The 23,839-nt window shown below is 64.1% G+C and carries 23 protein-coding genes and 1 tRNA gene; 12 read left to right on the top strand and 12 right to left on the bottom strand.

Annotated features, from left to right (window positions below):
• The first annotated feature begins 105 nt into the window (after window positions 1–105).
• Complete coding sequence (locus ACW170_RS13540; protein ID WP_492087170.1) at window positions 106–1,209, top strand: ABC transporter ATP-binding protein; 1,104 nt, start codon at window positions 106–108, stop codon at window positions 1,207–1,209.
• Here ACW170_RS13540 and ACW170_RS13545 read toward each other — a convergent pair.
• Entirely contained in the window at window positions 1,206–1,562 is a 357-nt protein-coding gene (locus ACW170_RS13545; RefSeq protein ID WP_492087171.1) for a phage holin family protein, read from the bottom strand. The two genes, ACW170_RS13540 and ACW170_RS13545, sit on opposite strands and share 4 nt — an antisense overlap.
• 115 nt (window positions 1,563–1,677) lie before the next feature.
• Here ACW170_RS13545 and ACW170_RS13550 point away from each other — a divergent pair, with 115 nt between their 5' ends.
• The 7 genes from ACW170_RS13550 (at window position 1,678) to ACW170_RS13580 (ending at window position 11,732) form a co-directional block, all read left to right on the top strand.
• A complete protein-coding gene (locus ACW170_RS13550; RefSeq protein WP_492087172.1) occupies window positions 1,678–2,115 on the top strand; it encodes an HIT family protein in 438 nt (145 codons plus the stop codon).
• A gap of 68 nt (window positions 2,116–2,183) precedes the next feature.
• A tRNA-Thr gene (locus tag ACW170_RS13555) sits at window positions 2,184–2,259 on the top strand.
• 514 nt (window positions 2,260–2,773) lie between these two features.
• A complete protein-coding gene (galA, locus tag ACW170_RS13560) occupies window positions 2,774–5,101 on the top strand; it encodes a beta-galactosidase GalA (protein WP_492087173.1) in 2,328 nt (775 codons plus the stop codon).
• 29 nt (window positions 5,102–5,130) lie between these two features.
• Entirely contained in the window at window positions 5,131–7,755 is a 2,625-nt protein-coding gene (locus ACW170_RS13565; RefSeq protein WP_492087174.1) for a TonB-dependent receptor, read from the top strand.
• Between the two features lie 34 nt (window positions 7,756–7,789).
• Complete coding sequence (locus ACW170_RS13570) at window positions 7,790–9,202, top strand: glycoside hydrolase family 53 protein (RefSeq protein WP_492087175.1); 1,413 nt, start codon at window positions 7,790–7,792, stop codon at window positions 9,200–9,202.
• 441 nt (window positions 9,203–9,643) lie between these two features.
• Window positions 9,644–11,386: a DNA-directed RNA polymerase gene (locus tag ACW170_RS13575; RefSeq protein WP_492087176.1), complete on the top strand. Its 1,743-nt coding sequence runs from the start codon at window positions 9,644–9,646 to the stop codon at window positions 11,384–11,386.
• Between the two features lie 148 nt (window positions 11,387–11,534).
• On the top strand, window positions 11,535–11,732 hold the full coding sequence (locus tag ACW170_RS13580) for a hypothetical protein (RefSeq protein WP_492087177.1): 198 nt from the start codon (window positions 11,535–11,537) through the stop codon (window positions 11,730–11,732).
• 104 nt (window positions 11,733–11,836) lie between these two features.
• On the opposite strand, the gene ACW170_RS13585 is transcribed toward ACW170_RS13580, so the two are convergent.
• Together ACW170_RS13585 and ACW170_RS13590 are read right to left on the bottom strand one after the other, a co-directional pair.
• Complete coding sequence (locus tag ACW170_RS13585; protein WP_492087178.1) at window positions 11,837–12,091, bottom strand: hypothetical protein; 255 nt, start codon at window positions 12,089–12,091, stop codon at window positions 11,837–11,839.
• Window positions 12,064–12,525 carry a DUF6538 domain-containing protein gene (locus tag ACW170_RS13590; protein ID WP_492087179.1) on the bottom strand — a complete coding sequence of 154 codons (462 nt, stop codon included), beginning with the start codon at window positions 12,523–12,525 and terminating at the stop codon, window positions 12,064–12,066. The genes ACW170_RS13585 and ACW170_RS13590 overlap by 28 nt, the downstream gene beginning before the upstream one ends.
• Window positions 12,526–13,075: 550 nt before the next feature.
• Here ACW170_RS13590 and ACW170_RS13595 point away from each other — a divergent pair.
• Window positions 13,076–13,837, top strand: coding sequence for a hypothetical protein (locus ACW170_RS13595; RefSeq protein WP_492087180.1), 762 nt, complete (start codon window positions 13,076–13,078; stop codon window positions 13,835–13,837).
• Here ACW170_RS13595 and rplI read toward each other — a convergent pair.
• The 5 genes from rplI to ACW170_RS13620 form a co-directional block, all read right to left on the bottom strand.
• Entirely contained in the window at window positions 13,832–14,896 is a 1,065-nt protein-coding gene (gene rplI / locus ACW170_RS13600) for a 50S ribosomal protein L9 (protein ID WP_492087181.1), read from the bottom strand. The two genes, ACW170_RS13595 and rplI, sit on opposite strands and share 6 nt — an antisense overlap.
• Window positions 14,897–14,898: 2 nt before the next feature.
• The gene (locus ACW170_RS13605) at window positions 14,899–16,062 is read right to left on the bottom strand and encodes a hypothetical protein (protein WP_492087182.1); all 1,164 of its coding nucleotides are present in this window, start codon (window positions 16,060–16,062) and stop codon (window positions 14,899–14,901) included.
• On the bottom strand, window positions 16,031–17,128 hold the full coding sequence (locus ACW170_RS13610; RefSeq protein ID WP_492087184.1) for a hypothetical protein: 1,098 nt from the start codon (window positions 17,126–17,128) through the stop codon (window positions 16,031–16,033). Before ACW170_RS13610 ends, ACW170_RS13605 begins: the two co-directional genes overlap by 32 nt.
• Before the next feature lie 481 nt (window positions 17,129–17,609).
• Window positions 17,610–17,954 (bottom strand): hypothetical protein, encoded by a 345-nt coding sequence (locus tag ACW170_RS13615; RefSeq protein ID WP_492087185.1) that lies wholly within the window; start codon window positions 17,952–17,954, stop codon window positions 17,610–17,612.
• A gap of 646 nt (window positions 17,955–18,600) precedes the next feature.
• Window positions 18,601–18,843 carry a response regulator transcription factor gene (locus ACW170_RS13620; protein WP_492087186.1) on the bottom strand — a complete coding sequence of 81 codons (243 nt, stop codon included), beginning with the start codon at window positions 18,841–18,843 and terminating at the stop codon, window positions 18,601–18,603.
• A gap of 481 nt (window positions 18,844–19,324) precedes the next feature.
• Here ACW170_RS13620 and ACW170_RS13625 point away from each other — a divergent pair, with 481 nt between their 5' ends.
• The 3 genes from ACW170_RS13625 to ACW170_RS13635 all read left to right on the top strand — a co-directional run bounded on the left by ACW170_RS13625 (window position 19,325) and on the right by ACW170_RS13635 (window position 21,949).
• Window positions 19,325–19,816: an RNA polymerase sigma factor gene (locus ACW170_RS13625; protein ID WP_492087187.1), complete on the top strand. Its 492-nt coding sequence runs from the start codon at window positions 19,325–19,327 to the stop codon at window positions 19,814–19,816.
• A 10-nt stretch (window positions 19,817–19,826) separates the two neighbouring features.
• The gene (locus tag ACW170_RS13630) at window positions 19,827–20,813 is read left to right on the top strand and encodes a FecR family protein (RefSeq protein WP_492087188.1); all 987 of its coding nucleotides are present in this window, start codon (window positions 19,827–19,829) and stop codon (window positions 20,811–20,813) included.
• 92 nt (window positions 20,814–20,905) lie between these two features.
• Window positions 20,906–21,949: a TonB-dependent receptor plug domain-containing protein gene (locus ACW170_RS13635; protein WP_492087189.1), complete on the top strand. Its 1,044-nt coding sequence runs from the start codon at window positions 20,906–20,908 to the stop codon at window positions 21,947–21,949.
• Here the strand turns inward: ACW170_RS13635 and ACW170_RS13640 are convergent.
• The 4 genes from ACW170_RS13640 to ACW170_RS13655 all read right to left on the bottom strand — a co-directional run bounded on the left by ACW170_RS13640 (window position 21,946) and on the right by ACW170_RS13655 (window position 23,697).
• Window positions 21,946–22,575 (bottom strand): lasso peptide biosynthesis B2 protein, encoded by a 630-nt coding sequence (locus ACW170_RS13640; protein WP_492087190.1) that lies wholly within the window; start codon window positions 22,573–22,575, stop codon window positions 21,946–21,948. The two genes, ACW170_RS13635 and ACW170_RS13640, sit on opposite strands and share 4 nt — an antisense overlap.
• A gap of 60 nt (window positions 22,576–22,635) precedes the next feature.
• On the bottom strand, window positions 22,636–22,764 hold the full coding sequence (locus ACW170_RS13645; RefSeq protein WP_492087191.1) for a hypothetical protein: 129 nt from the start codon (window positions 22,762–22,764) through the stop codon (window positions 22,636–22,638).
• A gap of 119 nt (window positions 22,765–22,883) precedes the next feature.
• Entirely contained in the window at window positions 22,884–23,018 is a 135-nt protein-coding gene (locus ACW170_RS13650; RefSeq protein ID WP_492087192.1) for a hypothetical protein, read from the bottom strand.
• 67 nt (window positions 23,019–23,085) lie between these two features.
• Complete coding sequence (locus ACW170_RS13655) at window positions 23,086–23,697, bottom strand: GntR family transcriptional regulator (protein WP_492087193.1); 612 nt, start codon at window positions 23,695–23,697, stop codon at window positions 23,086–23,088.
• Between the last annotated feature and the right edge of the window lie 142 nt (window positions 23,698–23,839).

Genomic DNA, 23,839 nt, shown 5'->3' on the forward strand with positions numbered 1-23,839 from the left:
CGCGCCCAACAGCTGACGATACGGGGCGCGGCAAACGAGCCGTTGATCCCGCCATGTAACCGGTTACGGTGCGCGCAAAATCAAACGGCTCAGGGAACAGGAAGCATGGCGGACGTCCGTCTGGTCGACGTGAAGAAGGCGTTCGGCGCCGTTGAGGTGCTGAAGGGCGTCGATCTTGAGATCGCCGACGGCGAGTTCGTGGTCTTCGTCGGCCCTTCGGGCTGCGGCAAGTCCACCCTGCTGCGCACCATCGCCGGCCTGGAAGAGGCGACGACGGGCCAGGTCTCCATCGGCGGCCGCGTGGTCAACGACCTGTCGCCCTCGGACCGGGGCATCGCCATGGTGTTCCAGTCCTACGCGCTCTACCCGCATATGACGGCCTACGAGAACATGGCCTTCGGGCTCAAGCTGGCCAAGACGGACAAGGTCGAGATCGACCGCCGCGTCCGCGCCGCCGCCGAGGCCCTCAGCATCACCGACTATCTGGACCGCAAGCCCAAGGCCATGTCGGGCGGGCAGCGCCAGCGGGTCGCCATCGGCCGCGCCATCGTGCGCGAACCCGAGGTCTTTCTGTTCGACGAGCCGCTGTCGAACCTGGACGCCGCCCTTCGGGTCCGGATGCGCTACGAGTTCGCACGGCTCCACGCCGAGTTGAAGACGACCATGATCTACGTCACCCACGACCAGGTCGAGGCCATGACCCTGGCCGACCGGATCGTCGTGCTGAACGGCGGGCGGATCGAACAGGTCGGCGCGCCGATGGATCTATATCAACGTCCCGCCAACCTGTTCGTCGCCGGCTTCATCGGCAGCCCCCGCATGAACATGCTTGCCGCCGAGTTGGTGCAGGGCTCGTCCACAGGCGCCACGATCCGGACGACGGCCGGCGAGACCCTGCAGGTGGCGGTCGACGCGACCTCCGCCAAGGCCGGAGACGCCGTCACCCTCGGCGTCCGCCCGGAGCATCTGACCCGGCCGACCGGCGAAACCGCCCCTGACGCCGACACCCTGACCGCCGAGGTTCTCTTCGTCGAAACCCTGGGCGCCGCGACCATGGTCCACCTCAGGCACGCGGCCTCGGACGACACACTGACGGTGCAGTTGGCGGGCGAGGTTCCGACCCGGCCGGGCGAGAACATGCGCCTTCACGTCTCCGCCGCCCAGGCCCATCTGTTCGATGCGAACGGCCGCGCCTTCACAAGGCTTTAGCCGCGCTTCTCGTCCCCGCCGATGAAGGCCCCGGCGATCCAGCTGACGACGCCGGTGACGATGGCCGCGCCGATCCCGGCCCACAGTCCGTCGACGGCGAAGCCGCCCAGGAAGACGGCGGTCAGGCCGATCATCGCGGCGTTCACCACCAGCAGGAACAGACCCAGGGTGATGACCGTGATCGGGAAGGTCAGCACGACCATGATGGGCCGGACCACCGCGTTGATCAGCCCCAGAATAATGGCCGCCGCGACCAACGAACCCGTATTGGTGAAATCGACGCCCGGCACGACCTGGGCGGAAAGCCAGAGACCGACCATGGTGACGGCGGCTTGAATGATGAAACGGATCATGAGGTCCTCGACAGCCTGTGAAGCGTCACCATAACGCCGGATATCCAGGAAGGCTCCCCCTCGCCGTCCCACGCTGCTAACCAGTGCGCCGATCAAGATCAGACGGAGACCAGCCATGAGCCTTCACGGCGCCTACGACCCCGACAATATCTTCGCCAAGATCCTGCGCGGCGAGATTCCCTCGGTGAAGGTATGGGAAGACGATCACGTCCTGGCCTTCATGGACGTCTTCCCCCAGTCGGAGGGCCATGTCCTGGTCATCGCCAAACAGTCGCAAGCTCGGACCCTGCTGGAGATCGAGCCTGAGGTTCTTGCCCGTGTGACCGCCGCCCTGCAACGCACGGCCAAGGCCGTCGAGAAGGCTCTGAAACCCGACGGGATCTCGGTCATGCAGTTCAACGGCGAAGCGGGCGGTCAGACCGTCTTCCACCTGCACTTCCACATCATTCCCCGCTGGGCCGATCGTCCGATGAAGGGACATGGGCACGCGCCGATGGCCGAGGCGGCCGTCTTGCAGCCCCTGGCCCAAAAGATCGCGGCGGCGCTAGACTGAATTCCCGCCGGCGCCATCTTGCACCGGCTACGATCCGTCCGCATAAGGCCTGCTGTCTCGAGGACGGCGCCGGTTTAGCTCAGTTGGTAGAGCGCCAGTTTTGTAAACTGGATGTCGCGGGTTCGATTCCTGCAACCGGCACCACGTCCCCGCCCAGCTTGGCGACGCAGCGAACGATTACGTCCAAGGACCGGCGCACTCCGCACAAGGCGCCGGCCGCCAAGCCGAGCCAAGCGACCTCCGACAATATGTTGGCGTCCCTCTGTGGGCCCATTTCGACGCGCCGCTAAGCCCGCAGGGGTTTAGGGCCCATGCCCCTATGCAGGAACAGGCCTGCTCCACACCGCTGCCGCAGCGACTTCATATCGCATATGAAAATTATTTCATTGACAGAACGGGGCGACGACCGCTTTCTTGACCTCAAGAGGCCGCCAACAGGCCCGAGTGCTCAGGGAGACGCGCATTGCAGCGCAAGGGTTCAGATCTGACGGTTGATCGCCGTGTCGTGTTGCAGGGCGCAGGCGGCTTGACGCTCGCCTCGACCGCTTTGGCTGGGCCAGCAGTCGCGGACTCGGCGACGCCTGCTTCAAACTTGTCGCCCCGTCAGAGCGTAAGACTGGCGTTCGACTGGAAGTTCGCGCTCGGTCACGCCTCAGATATGGCAAAGGATTTCGGCTTTGGCCGCGATCAGCGCACCTATGCCAAGACCGGCGGCTCGGAGACCTCGCCGATCGCGACGGCGGCGATGGCCGGCTTCGATGATTCCGGCTGGACCCCGGCCCAAATCCCCCACGACTGGGCCATCGATCTGCCGTTCGATCCGGGCCCCGGCGGCTTCGGTCCCGACCAGGACGACCCTCGGGCGGCCCACGGCTATCGGGCCTTGGGGCGCGATCATCCTGAGAACAGCGTCGGCTGGTATCGACGGCCTCTCGACATCCCTGCGGACTGGGCTGGACGGCGGCTGAGCCTGGAATTCGACGGCGCCTTCCGTCAGGTCGTGGTCTTCCTGAACGGTATTATCGTCGACGAACACGCCGGCGGCTATGTCCCCTTCACCGTCGACATCACCGACGTCGCTCGGCCAGGCGAGACCAACTGGCTGGTCGTTCGCGTAGACGCCAGCCTCGGCGAAGGCTGGTTCTATGAAGGCGCGGGCCTGTACCGCCATGTCCATCTGACGGCCACGGACCCCATCCACCTTCCGCCGCACGGCGTCTTCATCCAGGCCGCCCCGCGCGGCGCGGGCGCGACCGCCAACATCAGCATCGACGTCCGTAACCAGTCCGACGCCGCCCCCGAAGCCCGAATTCGCACCTTCGTCCTGGCCCCGAACGGTCTTGAGATGGCCCGCCATGAGACCGGGCTAACCATCACCTCCTGGAGCGACGGCAAGGTCAAGCATGATCTGGCCTGGAACACCGCTCCCCTGTGGTCGCCATCCGATCCGCAACTGCACCGCCTTGTGGTCGAGGTCGAGGTCGGAGGTCGGATCACAGATCGCACCGAGACCGCGTTCGGCGTCCGCTCGGCGGTGTTCGACGCCAAGCGCGGCTTCCTGCTCAACGGCCAGCCGTTGAAGCTTCTCGGTGCCTGCTGCCACCAGGACCACGCCGGCGTCGGCGCGGCCATCCCGGATCGGCTCCAGGATTGGCGCATCGAGCAGTTGAAGGCCATGGGCTGCAACGCCTATCGCGCCTCGCACAATCCGGCCACGCCGGAACTGATGGACGCCTGCGACCGCCTGGGCATGCTGGTCATCGCCGAGACGCGGCGCATGTCCTCCGACGAAGAGTCCATGACGGAGCTGGCCACCCTGGTTCGGCGCGACCGCAACCGCCCCTCCGTCATCGCCTGGTCGATCGGCAATGAAGAACAGGCGATCCAGGGCAATCAGACCGGCGCCGCCATCGCCCGCACCATGAAGCGGCTGGTCAACCGGCTGGATCCGTCCCGTCCTGTCACCGCCGCCAAGGACCAGGACTTCGACACCGGCGTGTCGCGCGTCGTCGATGTGCTGGGCTTCAACTATCGCACCCCCCAGATGGAGGGCTATCACGCCCGCTTCCCGGATCAGCCGATCCTCGGCAGCGAGACGGGCAGCACCGTCTCGACCCGGGGCGAATATGTGCTGGACGCGGCCCGCCACATCGTCCCGGCCTATGACCGCGAACACCCTTGGTGGGCCTCGACCGCCGAGGAATGGTGGACCATTGCGGCGGAGCGGCCCTATATCGCCGGCGGCTTCATCTGGACCGGCTTCGACTATCGCGGCGAACCGACGCCCTACAGCCGTTGGCCCAGCGTCGGCTCCTACTTCGGCGCCATGGACTCCTGCGGCTTCCCGAAGGACAATTATTGGTACTACCGCGCCTGGTGGCGGACTGAGCCGTTGCTGCACCTGTTCCCGCACTGGAATTGGGAAGGGCGCGAAGGCGAGGAGATCGAGGTCTGGGTCCATTCCAACCTTGATCGCGTCGAACTGTTCGTGAACGGCCGCTCGGTCGGATCGAAGACCGTCGAGCGCAATCGTCACCTGGCCTGGTCCGTGCCCTATGCGCCGGGCGCGCTGGAGGCGCGCGGGTACAAGAACGACCGGCTGGTCTCGACCCAGCGTCGTGAGACCGCCGGCGCCCCGGCGGCTCTGCGTCTGTCCGTTGATCGTCAACGATTGACTGCCGACGGCGAGGACGTGGCCATGATCGCCGCCAGCGTCGTGGACGCCCGTGGCCGACCCTGTCCGCGCGCCAACGACCTTGTCGTCTTCGAAGTCGCGGGCGACGCCCGGGTCATCGGCGTCGGCAACGGCGATCCAGTCAGCCACGAGGCGGACCGAAGCGACCGCAGACATCTGTTCAACGGACTGGCCCAGGCCATCGTCCAGACGGGCCGCAAAGGCGGCCCCATCACCGTCACGGCGCGGGCGGAGGGGCTGCGCCCCGCCGTGCTTCGTCTCGGCGCCCGCACCACCAAACAATCGACCTGAAAATCAGGCGAGCACAGGGGGAGTTTCTCATGACCGCCAATCGCAAGACCATCGCCGCCGCCAGCGTATCGCTGGCCGCCCTTCTCGCCGCAGCGCCCGTCTGGGCCCAGGAGGCGCCGGCCGCCGAGCCTACGGAGGCCGCACAGGTCGATGAGGTCGTCGTCACCGGCATCCGCGCCTCGCTGCGCGATGCGATCGGCGTCAAGCGCCGCTCGGACCTGGTGGTCGAGGCCATCTCCTCCGAGGACATCGGCCAACTGCCGAACGTGACCATCGCCGAAGAACTGGTCCGTCTGCCCGGCGTCAACGGCACGCGTGACCGCGGCAACCAGAGCCAGGCCTCGATCCGGGGCCTCGGCCCGCGTCTGGTGCTGGGCCTCGTCAACGGCCGCGAAGTCGCCTCGTCGGAGCCGGACCGCAACGTCCGCTGGGAAATCTACCCCTCGGAGGTCGTCTCGGGCGTCGAGGTCTACAAGTCCCAGTCCGCCGACCTGATCTCGGGCGGCATCGCCGGCACCATCAACATCCGCACCATCCGCCCGCTGGACTATCGCGGCCCCAGCTTCGTCGGCACGGCCGGCGCGGTCTATTATGAGGGCGGCGAGGACCTGCCCGACTATGATCCGCTGGGCTCCCGCTTCAGCGCCAGCCTGACCCATCGGCTGACCGACACCCTGGGCGTCAACCTCGGCGTGACCCACCAGGAGCAGAAGAACGGCTATTCGACCTTCGAGGGTTGGGGCTGGAACGACGAAGATACGGGCGGTTCGCCCGGCGACATCGACGGCGACGGCGATCTGGACGCGACCTTCTGGGGCGCCCAGGCTCAGGTCAAGCGCCTGACCGAGACCCGCAACGGCGTCAACGGCGCTCTGCAGTGGAAGCCGTCCGACCAGTTCGAACTGAACATGGACGCCCTCTATTCGAAGGTCGAGATCGACGAGGACCAGAACCAGATCTGGTTTGGCAGGAACAACGCCTACGCGAACTTTGACGGCGCCTCCGGCTGGGCCTACGGCGATCCCGCCGCCGCCTACACCATCATCGACGGCACAGTGGTCGCCGCCACCCTGCCCTTCGCGTCGGTCACCAACGTCATCGCCAAATACGTCGAGGACAAAACGCTGCTGGCCACCGGCCTGAACGGCAAGTGGATGTCGGGCGCCTGGACCCTGACCGGCGACGTCGCCTATTCGAAGGCGGAGCGCGAGAACCTGTGGCGCGCGATCTTCACCGAACACTATCCGGCGCTCGCCGGCGTCGACATGACGCCGGGCCAGACGCCGTCGGCCTTTGCCAGCTATGATACGTCAGACCCCAGCTTCCAGCCGCTGTTTGACTATGTTCCCGGCCAGGCGGACGGCGGCAAGCTGACGGACGAGCTGACGTCGGCCCAGTTCGACGTCGCCCACTACGGCGGCGAGACGGGCGTCACCAAGACCTCGTTCGGCGTCCGCGCCTCTGACCGGTCGAAGGCCTACGAAAGACTGCTGTGGACGCAGGCGCCGATCGTCGCCACCCTTCCCTCGTCGCTGCTCAGCAGCTTCACCGTCTCAGACTTCGACACCCCGGGCTTCCTGAACGGCGATTTCAACGCTGTGGCCCAGGCGGCCTACGGCGGCTTCGTCCAGCCCGCAGACGCCGTGGACGAGGCCTCGGGATGGTCCGTCGATGAAACGGTGTTCGAGGCCTATGTGAAGGTCGATTTCGCCGGCGACTTCGCGGGCCTGCCCGTCACTGGCAACGTCGGCATGCGTGCGGTTCAGACCGAAACCACCAGCAACGGCTATGAATCCGTCAACAGCGGCGCCCTGACGCCGATCTCGATCGACAATGACTATTTCCAACTGCTGCCCAGCCTGAACCTGACCTTCGCCCTGGCCGAGGACCAGCAACTGCGGTTCGGCCTGGCCCGCACCATGGCGCGTCCGCCTCTGGATGAACTGCGCGCCGGCCGCACCCTGTACAACACCAGCCCGCCCCCGTCGGGCACGGCCGGCAACCCGAACCTGAACCCCTACATCGCCAACCAGGTCGACCTGTCCTACGAGTGGTATTTCGCGCCGGAAGCCCTGTTCGCGGCCGCGGCCTACTACAAGGATGTCGAGACCCACATCGGCTACTTCACCCAGCCGGTTACGATCGACGGCGTGACCTACAATGTCACCGGTCCGTTCAACGGCGACGGCGGCGGCATCAGCGGCATCGAGCTGACCTTCCAGACGCCGTTCCGCTTTATCCCGGCGCTCGAGAATTTCGGCGTCTACGCCAACTTCGCCTATGTCGATTCCGACGTGAAGGAGTTCTCGCCGGCCAACAACCCGCTGGAGTCGACCGGCCTGGCCCGCGAGACGGCGACGGTCGACCTCTGGTACTCCGACGGCAAGTTCGAGAGCCGCCTGGGCTACAAGTACCACAGCCCCTTCACCGTAATCAGCGGCTGGGACGGCTCCGCCCTGCGGACGCTGGACAGCGAATCCACCCTGGACTTCAGCGCCTCCTATCAGGTGACGTCGAACCTGGGCGTGCGCTTCCAGGCCAGCAACCTGACCGATGAAGAGGTCAACACCTACTACGACAACGACGAGAACCGTCTGGCCAGCAACACCCGCTTCGGTCGCCGGTTCAGCCTCGACGCCACCTTCCGCTACTGACCCCGCGTCGCACCTCAAGCCTACGGAATCGCCCATGAAGATCCGCCGCATCCTCCTTCCCGCCTTCGCCGCCCTGATGGCCTTGCCCGCGCAAGCCCAGCAGGCGGGCCAGCCGGCGCCCTTCTATTTCGGCGCCGACCTGTCCTATGTGAACGAGATGGAGGACTGCGGCGCGATCTATCGCAAGGACGGTCAGGCCCGCGATCCCTATGGCCTGTTCGCCGAAATGGGGACCAATCTGGTGCGGGTCCGGATCTGGAACGACGCCGAATGGACCAACTACAGCGACCTGGACGACGTGCGCGAAACCATCCGCCGCGCCCGCGCGGCCGGAATGGAGGTTCTGCTCGACTTCCACTATTCGGACGACTGGGCCGACGGGGACAAGCAGATCGTACCCAAGGCCTGGCGGTCGATGCGCGACGACACGCCGGCTCTGGCCCAGACCCTTTATGACTACACTTTCCAGACCCTTCGGACGCTCGACGCCGAAGGCCTGATGCCGGACCAGGTTCAGGTCGGCAACGAGACCAATCCCGAAATGATGGGCGAGCTCGACTGGAAGACCGCCCGCCCCGGCATCAACTGGGAACGCAACGCCGCCCTGTTCAACGCCGGCATCAAGGCCGTACGCGACGCCGGCGCCCTGTCCAGCATCCAGCCCCTGGTCATGCTGCACATCGCCCAGCCCGAGAACGTCGAACCCTGGTTCGCCGACGCCTGGAAGCACGGCGTCACCGATTTCGACCTGATCGGCGTCAGCTATTATCGCAAATGGTCGACCCAGGGTCTGGACGGACTGGAGCAGACGATCACTCGCCTGCGTCACCGCTATCCGGCTGAGGTGGTGGTGGTCGAGACCGCCTATCCCTTCACGACAGATTCCGCCGATAACTCCCCGAATCTATTGGGCGAGGACTCGCTCCTGCCCGGCTATCCGGCCACCTATGAGGGCCAGCGCCAGTACATGCACGACCTGACCCAGAGGGTGAAGTTCGCGGGCGGCGTGGGCGTGGTCTATTGGGAGCCGGCCTGGGTCTCGACCCCCTGCTCCACCCGCTGGGGCCAGGGCTCGAACTGGGAGAACGCGACCTATTTCGACTGGCGGCGCGGCAACGAGCCGACCCCGGCGGCCTATTTCGCCAAGGAGACCTATCAGGAGCCCGCGCCGGTCGAGATCACCATCCGGCGCCCGCAAGGCGCGACGGGGCCTCTGTGGCTCTGGGGCGACTTCCTGGGGGCCAATGACATGATCGTCAGACTGTCGCCCGACGCGACGGATCCGACCCTGTACCGCTACAAGACGACGATCCGGCCCGAGTCGACCGTTCGCTTCCAGGTCTATGACCAGCGTCCCTTCACCAAGGGCCTGATCCAGTCCGGCGATCTGATCGAGGCCAAGGTCGGCGGCGAGGGTCTGGACGCGTCTTACGACATAGGCCGATAGGGCGGCGACGCGCGGGCGGCCTCGGCCGTCCGCAGACCTATTTTTCGCTGCGTCTTCGCAAGCCCCTTGAGTCGAACCACGCCCTTGGTTTCGACCAAACCATCCCATCCCGAGCCTGACCCGGACGCCGTATGGGCGATGCGATTCGACGAGGCATGAGCGCGCCTGGCAGAGACCGGCGATAGCCCCACACCTGCAAATTCGCCCCTCGCGAAGGGAGGCGAAGGCCCTCAAATCGCTCTGAAACGGATGGCTGGGGAACTAGGATTGTCCCCACGATCCGAAAAATGTAGCAATCACAACCGCTTGCCGACCGCTAATCTTCAGGTTCGAACAGGTTATTGACGGTCGCTATTAGCAGCTTTTCGGCGGCTCTCGTCAAGGCTCGGAGCCAAGTTCTGGCCCGCGTTAAGGCCCTGCCCTGCCCGCCTAAATATCGGTGTGCAACAGGAAACCTACCGACAGAAGGTCGCTCGTCAGATCGACCTTGAGAACGAGTCACGCGCGCTCGGCGCAAGTCGCTATCGTGCGAGCCGCCCCATGCCGCGGCGCAATGAGACCCGCGCTGCTGACGAAGAGGCGGACCTTCCGCCCGGCCGTCAGCTTCTCAAGCTGGCGACAGAGCCGACGGCTTCTGCCATTCGCGAGTTCTGCGAGCGCGTGGATCACGGCGGCGCCGCGCGTGGCGTAGACGCTCACCTGATCCTCTCGCAGATTGGCGCCGACGAAGCCGCCTACCTGACGGGCCGCGTCGCTCTCGACGCCGCCGCGAGTGGCATGAAGTTCACGGCCACCTGCATCGCCGTCGCGAACGCCATCATCGAACACATCCAGATGGACGGCCTTCGCCGGAACCGGAGAGATGTCTTCAAGGGTCTGCTCAAGTCCCAGCAGAACGCTTCGTCGTTGGTCACGAGCAAGAAGCGCAAGGCCATCAAAGACATCATGATCGAACATGGGGTGGACCGCACGTTCACCCTGCAACAGCGCGTTCGCGCGGGGGCGAAGGCCCTCGAACTGTTCTGCGATGTCACCGGCCTGTTCGTCATTGAGAGCATCGCGCGCGGAACGAAGGTGATCCGCCCGACCGAGGCCGTTCATCGCTGGCTCGAACAACAGCACGCCCGCTGCGAACTTTTGGAGCCGATGCACCTGCCGATGATCGTGCCGCCCCGCCGATGGGCGACGCCTTTCCGGGGTGGCTACGTCACCAAGACGCCGGGTGCGCGCCTCGTGAAGCAGACGAACGCCGCCTACCACGAACATCTCCGAACCGTGGAAATGTCCGCCGTTTATTCGGCCGTAAACGCCGTCCAATCCACGGCGTGGCGAATTAATCGGCCGATCCTCGATGTGATCCGCGAGATTTGGGACGGTGGCGGCGTGTTGGGCGGCCTCCCCAACCGGCAACCGCTCGACCTCCCCCCTCGCCCGCCTGAGTTCGCTCACGACGAACAGGTCAAAGCTCGATGGAAGCGCGAAGCCGCAGACATTCACGATCTCAACTCGGCCAACCTGTCGAAGCGTCTGGCTATCAGTCAGCGTCTATGGGTCGCCGAAAAGTTCGCAGACGAAGAGGCGATCTTCTTCCCTCACAGCGTGGACTACCTCTCCTACACCCTCTGGGATGCGATCTCGGAGACGGTTGTCGCCGCCTCGACTGCCATGGCTTGGCTTCGCGACGCGGCCAAGGTGATGACCGCCGCTGGCCAGCCCATTTGGTGGACGACGCCAACCGGCCTTCCGGTCCTGCAAACCTATCCTCGCCGTCGCAAGGATCGGATGACGGTCTTTCACAAGAACAAGCGGCTTCAGATCAACCTTCAGCACAGTGCGCCGGGGATCGACAGTCAGCGTCAGGTCAACGGCATCAGCCCGAACTTCATCCACTCTATGGATGCAGCCCACCTCATGGCCGTCGCCAACGCCTGTCACGAAGCGGGCATCTGCGACCTGTGCGTGGTGCATGACAGCTTCGGGGTCCACGCCTGTCGCGTTTTCGAACTGCGCTCGATCCTGCGTGAGACCTTCGCGGATCAATACAGCGTGGATCGTCTGGCCATGCTTCGCGACGAACTGATCGCCCAGCTACCGGAGGCTTACGCCGACAAGCTCCCGCCGCTCCCACCCATGGGCGACTTCGACATCAACGAGGTCCGCTGCTCTGACTACCTTTTCCACTAAATGCTTTGGACCAATGAATGCAGTTTAACTCCCTATTGAGAGACCGAAACATCCGATGATTTTTTCAGACCCAAATATCGGCGACCGAGTTCGAGGCGCATCGACCGTCGCCGTCCTGCGCGAACCAGCCTTCCTTGTTCTGGACCGTGTGTCCAACATCGACCCGGCGGATCAGATTCGCGCCACGTTCCTCGCCGCCGTCGCTATGGCGTTGGGCGCCGGGATCAACCCGCACGAAGAGGTCACGCGCTCGCTCCGCATGATGTCGGATGCAGAGGCCGACCATACCGTCCACGTTCAGGCGATCCGCGACTATGCGGAAAATGAACTGCGCCGTTTCGTTTGATCCCTGATGTGGGTGGCCGGTCACGCCAGCATCCAGATCACGGCCGACAGATACGGTCATCTGTCGGCCGACGATCTCGTGGAAATGGTGGACGGCCTCGCGGCCTAGCGCGGTAAGGTCGGGAACGCCGGGTAGTCGATCTTGTCGATGTTCTCGACCAGCACTTCGAAGTCTGCACCGAACCCGTATTTCTGGCTCACGTCGTTGGTCCCTTTGTGGCCCGACAACAAGTCGCTGATCTGCTTCTCGATGCGGCCTCGGGCGGCGCGTTTGAAGTTGTGGCGGAACGAGTGGAATACCTTGACCACAGGCTCGTCGATCCCCTGCCCCTTCACCTCGGCATTTGCCGTGCACCACATCCCCCACCACTTGGAGAATTGGCGCGTCCCCGCTTCCTCAGCTTGTATCGAATGTCAGACAGGCGAACCGCCTCATCCGAGAACTTGGCGAAGGCTGGAGCCGCGTCGTTCCAGTGTTCGTCATAGGCCCGCTGGACGCTTGCGATCCGCCAGCGTTCGATAGCGGCTAGGGCGTGGTCACGCGGGATGATGAGGCGTTGGTGGACGGCTGACGGGAGCGGGTTCGGCGCAACGCGGACGCTCGCCGCCTTCACCTGCGCCTCTAGCGCGGCCAGTATGGGGACTGCGCGATTCCGAGCCTCGGTCTTGTCCTTCGTCCGAAGCGACTTCCACACCTGATTCTTGCCCGCAAAGGCGTGGCGCGCGACAGGAGGAATGTTGAGGACGACATAGAATGTCGAACCCCGAAGCATGACGTTTTGCATGAAGGTCATTATTAGCAGATTTCTTTAGCACGATGGCCCGAAACCCTTGAAGATTGGGCTAATCGGGGCTGCGCTTGAAACTGCTAACGGATGGCTGGGGAACTAGGACTCGAACCTAGAATGACGGTACCAAAATCTGGTATTTCCGACGATACGTCAGACACTTAGCGTGTAAAACACAATACAGTATGGACAAATAAAATCAACAACTTACGGGAAGCATGTAAAACCCGAAGGCAGGGAGCATCCACACTGGCTGATCAATGCCGGGTGAAGCAGCCGGTCCTCGCCTTTAACGGACTGAGAGCGATCCTTGCACTGTCTTCTGAAGGACGCCGGGCACACCTCTCACGCTCCGACTACAGCCTTCATACCCGACGCCTCAACGCGACGCCGCCTCAGGCTTCATTCGAAGCGCGCCTGAATTGTTTTTTGGTGGTCCAGTATCACGTCGCTGACCTCCACGGACGCGCCATGATCTTGAGCTCATGATCCTATTTCGACTAGCGTGGCAGCGGTCTTTATGCACCGGGCCAAACCACACCGTGGAGCGTTAGCGATGACTTCGATTGCGGCGGCGTTGTTCGAAACTCTCGGACTGCACACCTTGGCCTTGCCGCATCTCGAGGTGAAGCCTGGGCAGGTTCAGGTCATAAAGGGCGGTGCTCCGCTAGCCGGTCGCTTCGAACTTGGCGACATCTTCGATGGCGACTTCTCTCAGATCGCGCTCAATGCCGCCTCCCCCATGCCGGACTTCTCTCGGGCATTGGCGAGTGAAGGTGCCGCCTCTGTTGATAGCGGACTGAAGGGTCCCCTGAGCGCGCTTGCCAGCGCCCAAGTCGAACTTGCCGCCCAGGGTGCGAGACGTATCCGGCTCGCGGGGTTCAATGGCCATCTCGTCGAGTTGAAGCCTGGGCCGCTGCATGCCGCGCTCAACGACGCTACGATCCGCAAGTCCGGCCCAATGGCCCGGGGTGATGTTGCGATCATCATCGTCGGCGTTGCCTCACTTGAGGTCATGTCAATCGCGCTCGAGACTGAGCTGGGCGCACGGCTCCAGGTGGAAGCGGCGGCTCAACAAGCGCTGTCAGCGTCGGCAGGCGCGACGGTTTCCAGAGCCTCTAGTGGCGATACGACATTCGCATACGACACGGCGATGCCCTTCGCTGTACAGCTCTGGTCCGTAAAGTGGCCAGTGCTCGGAGCGAAACCTAGGATTCTACCTGCAAAGGGACCGATCGGTCTGTTGGGCGACAAGACCGAAATTCATCCCGAGTTTGGCGAAGACATCGGATCCCACGAGTTGATCGTCGATCTATAGATCCTCGGAGAGACGCCAAGCGCGTCTGTGGACGCAAACATCGTTAAGGGTGGCGATCGACCAGAGAATCGGAGGCTCCCCCATGTCGCCACCCGAAGCGGGCCGTCGCAGTTGCCGTTGGATACCGACAGAACCCGTCTCACCATCCGGAGCCTTGCCAGAGTAGGGTTCTCCGCCCGCTTCAATCTCGGCGCTCGGCGAGAACACCGAGAGCTTAAGCGAGGCGCTTCGGAGATTGGAGGCTTCGGCAAGCCGGAAGGTCGACGCGTTACCCACACTGATCGGCAGAGCACCGCAGACATCGAACGTCACGTTGATCACATCAGATTGTGCGTTGTCATGCTCGGCGGCAACGCGGATCAGGCAATCGATGTTCAACTCGCGGAACGCGCTGCGAACTGCGTCTTCGAAGGCGGAGCCGTGTCGCGACTTGAGAGCCGCCCTCGCTGCCTGCCCTGCGCCAGAGGATACGAGTTCAGCGACCCTGATCAGCCGGGATGTGAAGTCCCCTTCGGGTTCTTGTTGGTCGATCGCCATCCGATCGATCAGCCGAAGCGCTTCAAGGCGGCGATCACCTGCTAATTGCTCGAGCTGACGGGCGTCGATCTCTTCCTGAGATCGGCCGACATAGAACTTTATGGATTGTTCGACCTCCGGATGAACCCGCACGACGGCATAGTGGACACCGACTGATCGCACTGGGCTCGCCAGCACGATATCAGCCGCCCTGATCGTCAGCCCATAGGCTTCAGCCGCAACCACCAGCTGTTTGGGTCTGAACGTCTGATAGAGGTTCCCGTTGTCATTGGCTTCCAAGATGAAGGCTGGCGACCACGTCTCAAGACTCCGCGCTAATCGTTCCGCGTCGCGACGGATTCTATTCTGACGAATCTCATAAGCCGCTCGATCCAGCTCAAAGCGTTCGAGATTTCGACGAGACGCCACGAGTGCCTTCCCCCGCGGGTACAGATAGTTTCGCGCGAACCCGTCCTTTACGGTAACGACGTCGCCGATCGCCCCGTAATTCCTCAGGGGTTCTGTAAGGACGACCTTGGCCATTCCTAGACCTCAGCGACTATGGAGGCGGTGCCTGAGTGTGGTGTCGGCGCCGGAAGCGAAAGCTTCGGTGGACCGATATAACGGTACAACAACGGCGCGAAGTCGCCGTTCAACATCTGTGTCATCCGGGCGGTCGCGAATGCAGTCGGGACGTCATTCGTACGCTTCAATGCGCTGTAGAAGGCCATCGTGAAGCCCTTGGTGTCCTCATCAAGAATACTGCAGAACGGGCCAATCGCAGCGGGGACGTTACAATCAGCCGTGAAGTACTCCGCCCAGCTGATGGCATAAGTCGGGCCTAACGGATCCGCCGCCGTCTGATGTGTCGCTCTGCAGGTGTTCAAAAGTACCGCAGTCAAAGTCGGATTCGGTTGTCGGAATTCCTGTTGAACCGCCATGTAGCGGTTTGTGAGACGAATCTTATGCGTCCCGACGTCGGTATGAGATTGAAAATGCGCCCAGGCTGACGTGGCCTTGAGCAGCCGATCAATCTCCTTCTGCGCTCCAGACATATCACCGTGAGGGAGATCTTCATGCAGCGTGACACCCTCAAAAACCTGCTCGACCGCTCGCTGCGTGCTGCCGTCGCCAACGCTCGGGGTCTGCGCGTCGTGGAAGTAGGCGGCTCCGGCCCCGGCCGGCCGACCGTAGTGTTCGCGAGATACGAACCAAAGCTCGGGACGACCAGCCAGAATCTCGCTGAAAGGGTCAACGCCACCGACAGACTCATCGAAGGCGAGCAGTTCGATAGGATACGGTAGATTACTCCTGATCTGCACCGGGCCGTCCGTCATCGCCAATCTTGACACGAGGGTCGCGCGATCACCTTCGGAGCTGCTTTGGGCGCCCGTCGCCGCTTGGATCCCGACGGGTGTGTGCAGCAGAACCCTCGACAATCTTCTGCCGATTTCCAGAATATTCTTGCGTGTCGCCTCCGGCGGGTAACCGGTGCCCGCCTGTTCGTTGATCTGGCGGTTAATCTCTTCCAGATCGGGCGCGGCGATCGCAACCGGAACGATGAACTCAAAAGCAGACCCGTTCGGAAACTCGAATTCGGTCACAAAGACCGTGACGCCCTTGCGGTTCTCGGCCGTGAAGTTGAGGCGAATGTGTTCTCTACGCGTCGTCGGCGCGTTAAGCGGCGCGCCGTGTCCTTCTGCCGTCATCGCTCCCCCTCAGCGCTGACGCCAGAGCAACTTTGAAGCGAAAAACCTGACCCAACTTACCGGTAACTGTCAAGTCCAGCTCGTGCCCGGCGAGCGCAGGATCGCCGAAAACGTCGAATGCCAGGCTCTCCCCCGCAGACCCAACGGCCCGAGGAGGGATAACCTCCGCCAGAGTCGAGCTAAAGCTGTAGCGCAGGGGCTGAGTTTTCAGCGGCTTTAGGCCGAGCGCCGCGCGCGGCAGGTAGTCCAGTCCGACATCGACACTCCAATGCCCCGGCCCGATCAGGGTCGAGCTTGACGTCCGTAGAACCAGTGGAACGTCTGAATAATCCGCATCCTCCAGTGACAACGGTTCGATGCTGCGAGCGCGCCACCGCCAACGCAGCGTCGGTGCCAGCACTGACTGAGCGAAGTCGCTCGTGGGTATCGACGCCAAGCCGAGATAACTGACTGGCAGAACCTCGTATCGTAGCGGAGATACCCGGGCCGGGGGTACAGGATCGAACAAATCCATCTGAAGGCTGTCGTTCACCTCGGCTGCGAGCGATCTAGCGCGCTTTGCCCAAGGCGTGGCGGTGACCGAGTCGAAAGCGGCTGCGCAACGGCCAAGCGCACTCACGGCGTCGGCGCCCGCAGGCTGCTCTACTACGGCGGCCAGAGACCACCAAAGCACTGCCGGGACAGCGGACAAGTCGCCATATCCCAAACCTATCAGACCCGCCCTGCTCTGCCTGAGGCGTTCACTTGCCGCCGCCTCGGCACTGAGGGCATCGAGCAGGCGTGGATAGGCGCCAAACAGTTCTGAACGGCTTGATGGGCTACGGTCCCGGCCCAGAACGAGGACCGATCCGATCGAAAACGCCAGGCTGCTTGCATGCCGTGACAAGAGAGCGCCGAGCGCATCACAGTCGATTGGAAGGTCGCAGTTCGTGAAATAATCGGCGTTGCCGTTGGCATCGAGGACGGCGATTACAGTGGCAGCGGCCTTTGGCGTCTGGACGTCGCGATCCAAAAACTGGGTATAGTTGTTCTGCAACGCCGAGAGCAGCCGCGGCCGGTCAGCCACAGTCGACACCAAGGCTATGAGATCGAACTCCCCTGGTTCCAACGCGTCCCTCGAAAGCGACACCAGCCGAATCGGCTCGCCTATCGTCAGTCTGCCAGAGCGGAGGGCCGCAACCAGCCCCCTTCCACAACTGAACGGGGCATAATTTCCGGATAACGCGACATTTAGTCGAATTGGAACGCTATGCTCAGCCTGCGCTGACTTTAGCGAACATCCAGAACGCCTCGCTTAAGGGGGCGATCCGGCATTCGACGAGCCAGATCGCGATGCTGCCTGGGCTCCCGCCGCCGGAAATTATCAATGCCGAATGCTAGTGCGCTTCGGAAGCTAACCCTGCGTGGCAACGATCAAATGCTTCGCCAACGTTATCGGCTTGGTCGCTGTCCCAGACCTAGTGGGTCGAGCACCGCAAATGGGTTGCGCCGTTGGAACCTGATCATTCGGGGGCAGCCGGTGCAGGCCCCTGCGGTGACCGCCGTGCTCAGCCGCCCTGAGGTACGGACAGGGTCGACCGCTCGGGCGAGGCCGCGGCGCACGCCTGGGGCGCCGGCCCCTCTACATAAAGGTCATACGGGGTGAGTTTGACGAGCGGTGTCTCGATCACAGCCTTGATCACGGCAAAGGATTCAACTGCTTTGCGGAGTCCTTCCGGGGTCAGGCCGGAAGCGGAACTCATGTAGGGTGAGATGGACGAAGTCTCGGAACTCAGTCGGAAGGTCCGAATGCTCAGTTGACCTCTTGCGGCATCCTGTGACGCCGATCCCGACAGTCCCATGAGGTTCGTGATATTCACCCCCCTGCGTGTGGTGGTGATGTTCGCGACCATGCGGATTCCCACCCCGGAATGAACGTGGCCGGCCACAGCATTTGGGCAGGGGGCGGGCCTTGTACGATAATAATGGTAAGTCACCCGATATGATCCTCGGTTGAACGTCGCCGTGACCGGCATGAATGACGCCTTGCCGTCCACGCCGATCTGCTCAAGGTCGCGCAGCCCGCTACAAAACTGGACGCCAGAAGCACAATCAGAAGTCGTTTCATCGTCCCCACTCCCGTCTCCAATTTGCGAGAACGCCGATATCGACAGTCTGTCAAATCGTTGGGAACCTCGCCGCGCGTATACCCATCCTGAAGACGACGGGCGCGCTGCGGCGTGAGCCGTCCGTCGCCGGATTTGCTTCGAATCACGCGAAACGCTTCCAGCCCTCCGACTCCGCCGCGACGGCGCCTCGAGCAGGGCTCCCAAACGGGCGTGAACCGTCAGCTGCGCCGCCTGCACCTCAAGCTTGCGGAGCGCCGACCGGGGACCCAAGCTGCTGCGCGAGTTCGACCATGAGTGCCTCCAACTCGTCGAAGTGAGCCTCCTCGATCAGTTCTCTGTCGATGAGTTGTGGATGGTTTGCTTTCAGACTCAGTCACCCAAGCTTGATGGTCGTGCCTTTATAGGTACCAGTACTATCCATGGACATGCATCAATTCGCAGTAATCAGTCCTCGTCGGACCGCTGCCGCCACGGCTTCGATCCGGGTGCGGACACCGATCTTCGAACAGGCCTTCTCCAAATAGCTGTCCACCGTCCGGGGCGATAGGTTCAGTATCCCAGCGATGTCAGACGAGCTTTTCCCTCGTCCCGCCCACTGCAAACACTCTCGCTCGCGCGCACTCAGCTGAATGACGGTTGCCGCATCGGCGCGGCTGATGTCATAGTTGACCATAACCACCTCCAGTTGCTTCGACGTCGGTAGTACTTCGCAACCCCCAGAAACGGCAACGCTGAAGATTTGCGTGAGATGCGCATGTTTTTTGCGGTTTTCGAGAAAACTGCGCCTTGTTTGCGGGTCGTGCCCATCGCGCCTACCCTATGTCGTCGGGCGCCGTGACATAGGCGCGGAAGCGGGAGCCGGGGTTCGCCTTGCGTGAAGGCGGCGCTTCCATCGCTAAGCAGCGGGCCTCATCGCAGAGGATTCCAACGCCCGACCCCTCCCGCTTGCGCCGGGTTTCCGTTTGATTCATGCTGGGGCGTCGGCGTTCGCGCCGACAACGGGGCTTGGAATCCCTGTGCGACACCGAATTTGGAACGTTCCTTGGCGCGCCTTACGCGTCCTGAGGCTTCGTGCGTCCCGCGCTGCGCGGAGGCGCGCCCGCGTTCGCTCGCGCCCGGGGTTCCCGGCCCGCCCCTGAGGGCGGGAGGATGGAGTGACCGACGCCAAGGAAATGGACGCTGAGACGGCCGAAGGCTTGGAGCGCCTATACCGCCGCTACAACAGCTGGTTGACAGGCCGGCTGCGTGTCTTCGTGGGCGCCGACGATGCCGCCGACGTCGCCCAGGAGACCTATATCCGGGCCGCGCCCTATTCGGCGGACGCCGTCCGACAGCCGAAGGCGCTGCTCTTGCGGATCGCGCTCAACCTGGTGCGCGACGACAGCCGAAGGCGTCGCCGCCGCGGCGGCGAACCGGCCGACATCAACACGGTCAATCCCGGCGCAGCGGCCAGCCAGTTGGAGGACCTCCTCCTGAAGCAGGTCATTCTGACCATGCCCACACTTTACCGCGACGTCTTCGTGATGAGCCGTTTTGGCGGTATGACCTATGCGGAGATCGCCGCGGCTCGCGGCCTGAACTTGAAAACCGTGGAATGGCGGATGTCGAAAGCTTTGGACCATTGCTCGAAGCAGATGGGGGCTTAGGCGGGCCGCCATGACCCGAGATTCCGATCCCGATACACGCCGCCAGCAGGCCGCCGACTGGTTCAGCCGCCTGGGCGCGCCCCAGGTGTCCTCGGACGACATCCGCGATTTCTTCGAGTGGCGGCGAGACGCTGAGAATGCGCGCGCCTATGAGCGCATAGAAGCCCTCTGGTCGAACAGCCGACGCTTAACGGACGATCCTGAGATCGCGGCCCTGACAGCCGAGACCCTGGGCCGCGCCGCGACGCCGACGCGGGCGCGGGCCGTCGTGTCCAGCCTTTGGAAACCCCTCGCGGGCCTGGCCTGCGTCTTCGTCGTCGCCGGCGTCGCGGGCATCTGGGCGCTGAATCGCCCCCTCAGTTACGCGACCAGCGTCGGCGAACTCCAAACCATTCAGTTGGAAGACGGCTCCAGCGTGGTGCTGGACACCGACAGCCGCATCCGCGTCCGCCTGGGTCGCGGCCACCGGACCATCGTCCTGGTTTCAGGGCAGGCCCTGTTCGTGGTGGCCCCAGACAAGGCCCGCCCCTTCACGGTCCAGGCGGGCGAGACGCGTGTCACAGCCCTGGGCACCCGCTTCGATGTCCGGCGATTGGAGCGCGGCGCCCGCGTCACCCTGGTCGAAGGCCAGGTGGCGGTCACGACGGAGAGTAACGGCCGAGACGAGAATTGGCGCCTAGCCCCGGGGCAGCAGGTGGTCACCGCCGCAGCCCGCCCCGTCGTCGCCTCGGTGGACGCCAACCGCACGACCAGTTGGACGACAGGACGGCTGGTCTTCGAGGGGACGCCGATCCGCGAGGCCGTCGCCGAGGTCAATCGCTACAGCACGCGCCGGATCGAGCTTCGCGCGCCCGCCATCGCCGACACCCCGGTCAGCGGCGCCTTTGATGCCGGCGACGTGGACGGCTTCGCAGCAGCCCTCACCGACCTCTACGGTGTGGCCGTTCGTCGGACCACCGATGGCGACCTGATCCTTGATGCCGGACGCGCCGGATGAAAATAATCCGAAGCCGGAGTTAGGGACAGCCGCCGCCCTCGTCGTCTTCCCCCCGTCCCGCGTGCTGCGGGCGATGCAATCCGGGGGAGAAGATGCGTTTCGATTTGAGTTCGGCGGCCATGGCCGCCCTGATTGCGGCGATGGCGCCGATGGCGGCGACGGCCCAGGACTTCGCGGTGGCGCGCCGCTACGACATCGCGGCCGGCCCGCTCGAGCGTGTGCTGCCGATCTTCGCCCGGGAAAGCGGACTTCAACTGCTCTACCCCACGGCATTGGTCGCCGGCCGACGCTCTCGAGGACTCTCGGGCGATTACGGTCCCGAGACCGCCCTGACGGCCCTGCTTGAGGGTTCAGGCCTCGCCTGGCGGCGGTCCCGCCCGAACGTCTTCGTCGTCTACGACCCCTCCGCCCAGGCCGAGGCGCCGCCGCCTGCCGCAGAACTCGACGAAGTCGTCGTCACAGGCAGCCTGCTACGCGGCGTGGTCGACGGCCCCTCCCCCGTGACGGTAATTTCTCGCGACCAGATCGATCGCGATGGGCATGCGACGGTCGCCCAGGCCCTGGCCGCCTTGCCGCAGAACTTCGGCGGCGCCGCCAATGAGGGCGCCCTGCAGAACGGTGCGGACCGCACGGGATCGAATGGCGGCTTCGCCTCGGGGGTGAACCTGCGCGGCCTAGGCAGCGACGCCACCCTGGTGCTGATCAACGGACGCCGGATGTCCGGCACGGGATCCTTCGGTGATTTCGCGGACATCTCGACCATCCCGACCAACGCCATCAGCCGGATCGATGTCCTGCTCGACGGCGCCTCGGCCTTGTACGGTTCGGACGCCGTGGGCGGCGTGGTCAACATCATCCTGCGTAAGGACTACGACGGCGCCGAGACGCGCGCCCGGATCGGCGGTGCTGCCGACGGCGCGTTTGACGAGCGGCAGGCCGGCCAGACCTTCGGGCGGACCTGGTCCGGCGGCGGCCTGATGGCCTCCTATGAATATTATCAGCGTGACGCCCTGTCGGCGGCCGACCGCCCTCGCGCCGGGGACGCCGATCTCAGGCGATATGGGGGAACGGACCGGCGCATGATCTACGCCAATCCGGGCAACCTGCTGATCTATGACGCCGCCCAAGGCGGCTAGGCCTGCAGACTTTCGTGATCGTCGTTGAGGCAGATGTCGCCAAGTTGGACCCAGCAATGGGCGTTGAAGGGCCAGAGGCGGACAGCGAAGACCCAGTCGGCGCGAAGATCGAGCCGACGCAGGAACGCCACCAATAGAGCCGAGCGTTGCAGACATTCGCCGTCAAACGGCAGCCAGGGTTGGACGCGTCGCAACGCCGCGGCGGCGCGCAGCACGGCCCGCTCATCTCCCGCCTCTTTCCCAGTCCCGGCGACGGCCAGCATGGAGACAAGGTCGCCGCCCCGTTCGGCGCGCCGCACGTCGCGCACGGCCCCCGCCAAGGCTCGCCACCCGGCGAACGTCAGGGACGCGGAAGGATCATGCAAGGCGCTTCGGCGCGGCGGCGTCGACAGCGGCGACACGCCCCCTGCAGGCCGGTCGCACAGCCAACCCTGACCGTCGAGGGTTTCGGCCAGGCCGCCGACCACCATCACGTCCTGGGCCTCGGCGCGCAGATCCATCGCCGCGTCCGGCAGGCAGAAATAGGCGTCTCCGCCGACATCGAGAACAGCGACGTCCTTGTCGATCGCGACGGCGTGGAGGCCGTCCCTGAGAAACGCCGCAGATACAGACGGGTTGGAAGACATGAGTGTTCCCCTCGGTAAGATCACGGGGCGCCGGGGGGTGGGCCCGGCGCCCCGCGTCCCTCAGGCCGTGCGTGCGCCCGGCGTGACGTATTCGAACTCGGGGATCTGCTCGAGATCGCCGCGTTCATCGATCGCCCGGGTCCGCGCCTTGGCGGATCCGATGCGGATCAGGCTCCTGGACTTCAGCATGTGCTGCTCCTTTGGATCACCGGTCCTTTTGGAGACCGGCGGATATCGGCGCCGCTGACCCGTGAACCGGACGGCCACGACCCGGACGCCGAACTCTGGCCGGTCGCCCGGCCGAGGGATCAGCGCGGCCGAACCGCGTGGACCTCCCAGAGAAACTCTGGGATTTGCTCCATCATCCCGGTCTCGGAGTCGGCGCGGGTCTGCGCGGCGGCGCCGCCGAGGCGGACCAGTCGCTTCTGTTTCAAGGTCGTCATTCCTGCCTCCATCCCGGCCCAATCGCCGGAGAGGTCAGGAGGGCGCGCTGGATACGCTATTTTCAAACTATATCTGGAATATACTTTGGTCGGCTGCGCGCATCGCTTCAACGACGGCCCGGCTCGACTGCCTGCGACGTCCATGCCATCTCTGGAGTTCTTCGATCAGACCCCCGCGATCTTGCGCATCGTAGCAGGCGCGTTGGCGACACAGACCGTGGCGATCCGTGCCCAGGACCTGGGCTTCGACGCGCAGGGCCGGGCCGAGCTGAGCGATGAGCCTTCGGTGCGCTCGATCCAGAGCGCGGCTGCCGGTCCGCAAGACCAGGGCGCGGAAGAAACCCTCGGTCGCGCGGACGTCGTCGTCGCCCAACCCCTCTGGCAGATCGTTGAAGGCAGTCCGGCTCGCCGCCTCCAACAGATGAAGCTCATGCAGGGCGTAGAGATCGGCCAGATCCGCGCCCGTGAAAGCCGGAGACGCATAGCCGTATCCCGGCCGATGGTCGATCAGTCCCTCGCCCGCCAGCCGCGCCAAGGCCTCACGGACCGGCGTCGGACTGAGATGGAGAGCAGCGGCGATTTCGGTCGCAACCAGAGGCCTCCCCCAGCCATAGCGACCCTCCGCCAGTCCAACGGCCAAGGCGTTGAGCGCCAGCACATAGGGTTCTCGGCGCATCATCCGGTATTCCGGCGAACAGGACGATCCAAGTCTTCGCGTCGAAGGCGCAGGATGATTGCGTGAGTTGGCAAGTTTTCGACCACTGTGTCTCTCCCGTCTTTCATTTGACGGCCGAAGGCGGCAAGTTTGCAACCGGCGGAGG

The organism is Brevundimonas sp. FV2ps16 (genome assembly GCF_058681075.1).

Excerpts from the sequence above, each read along its gene's own strand:
- ACW170_RS13540 (WP_492087170.1), top strand. The coding sequence starts at position 106 with ATGGCGGACGTCCGTCTGGTCGACGTGAAGAAGGCGTTCGGCGCCGTT.
- ACW170_RS13545 (WP_492087171.1), bottom strand. The coding sequence starts at position 1,562 with ATGATCCGTTTCATCATTCAAGCCGCCGTCACCATGGTCGGTCTCTGG.
- ACW170_RS13550 (WP_492087172.1), top strand. The coding sequence starts at position 1,678 with ATGAGCCTTCACGGCGCCTACGACCCCGACAATATCTTCGCCAAGATC.
- galA (WP_492087173.1), top strand. The coding sequence starts at position 2,774 with ATGGCAAAGGATTTCGGCTTTGGCCGCGATCAGCGCACCTATGCCAAG.
- ACW170_RS13565 (WP_492087174.1), top strand. The coding sequence starts at position 5,131 with ATGACCGCCAATCGCAAGACCATCGCCGCCGCCAGCGTATCGCTGGCC.
- ACW170_RS13570 (WP_492087175.1), top strand. The coding sequence starts at position 7,790 with ATGAAGATCCGCCGCATCCTCCTTCCCGCCTTCGCCGCCCTGATGGCC.
- ACW170_RS13585 (WP_492087178.1), bottom strand. The coding sequence starts at position 12,091 with ATGTGGTGCACGGCAAATGCCGAGGTGAAGGGGCAGGGGATCGACGAG.
- ACW170_RS13590 (WP_492087179.1), bottom strand. The coding sequence starts at position 12,525 with ATGACCTTCATGCAAAACGTCATGCTTCGGGGTTCGACATTCTATGTC.
- ACW170_RS13595 (WP_492087180.1), top strand. The coding sequence starts at position 13,076 with ATGACTTCGATTGCGGCGGCGTTGTTCGAAACTCTCGGACTGCACACC.
- rplI (WP_492087181.1), bottom strand. The coding sequence starts at position 14,896 with ATGGCCAAGGTCGTCCTTACAGAACCCCTGAGGAATTACGGGGCGATC.
- ACW170_RS13605 (WP_492087182.1), bottom strand. The coding sequence starts at position 16,062 with ATGACGGCAGAAGGACACGGCGCGCCGCTTAACGCGCCGACGACGCGT.
- ACW170_RS13615 (WP_492087185.1), bottom strand. The coding sequence starts at position 17,954 with ATGGTCGCGAACATCACCACCACACGCAGGGGGGTGAATATCACGAAC.
- ACW170_RS13620 (WP_492087186.1), bottom strand. The coding sequence starts at position 18,843 with ATGGTCAACTATGACATCAGCCGCGCCGATGCGGCAACCGTCATTCAG.
- ACW170_RS13630 (WP_492087188.1), top strand. The coding sequence starts at position 19,827 with ATGACCCGAGATTCCGATCCCGATACACGCCGCCAGCAGGCCGCCGAC.
- ACW170_RS13635 (WP_492087189.1), top strand. The coding sequence starts at position 20,906 with ATGCGTTTCGATTTGAGTTCGGCGGCCATGGCCGCCCTGATTGCGGCG.
- ACW170_RS13640 (WP_492087190.1), bottom strand. The coding sequence starts at position 22,575 with ATGTCTTCCAACCCGTCTGTATCTGCGGCGTTTCTCAGGGACGGCCTC.
- ACW170_RS13645 (WP_492087191.1), bottom strand. The coding sequence starts at position 22,764 with ATGCTGAAGTCCAGGAGCCTGATCCGCATCGGATCCGCCAAGGCGCGG.
- ACW170_RS13650 (WP_492087192.1), bottom strand. The coding sequence starts at position 23,018 with ATGACGACCTTGAAACAGAAGCGACTGGTCCGCCTCGGCGGCGCCGCC.
- ACW170_RS13655 (WP_492087193.1), bottom strand. The coding sequence starts at position 23,697 with ATGATGCGCCGAGAACCCTATGTGCTGGCGCTCAACGCCTTGGCCGTT.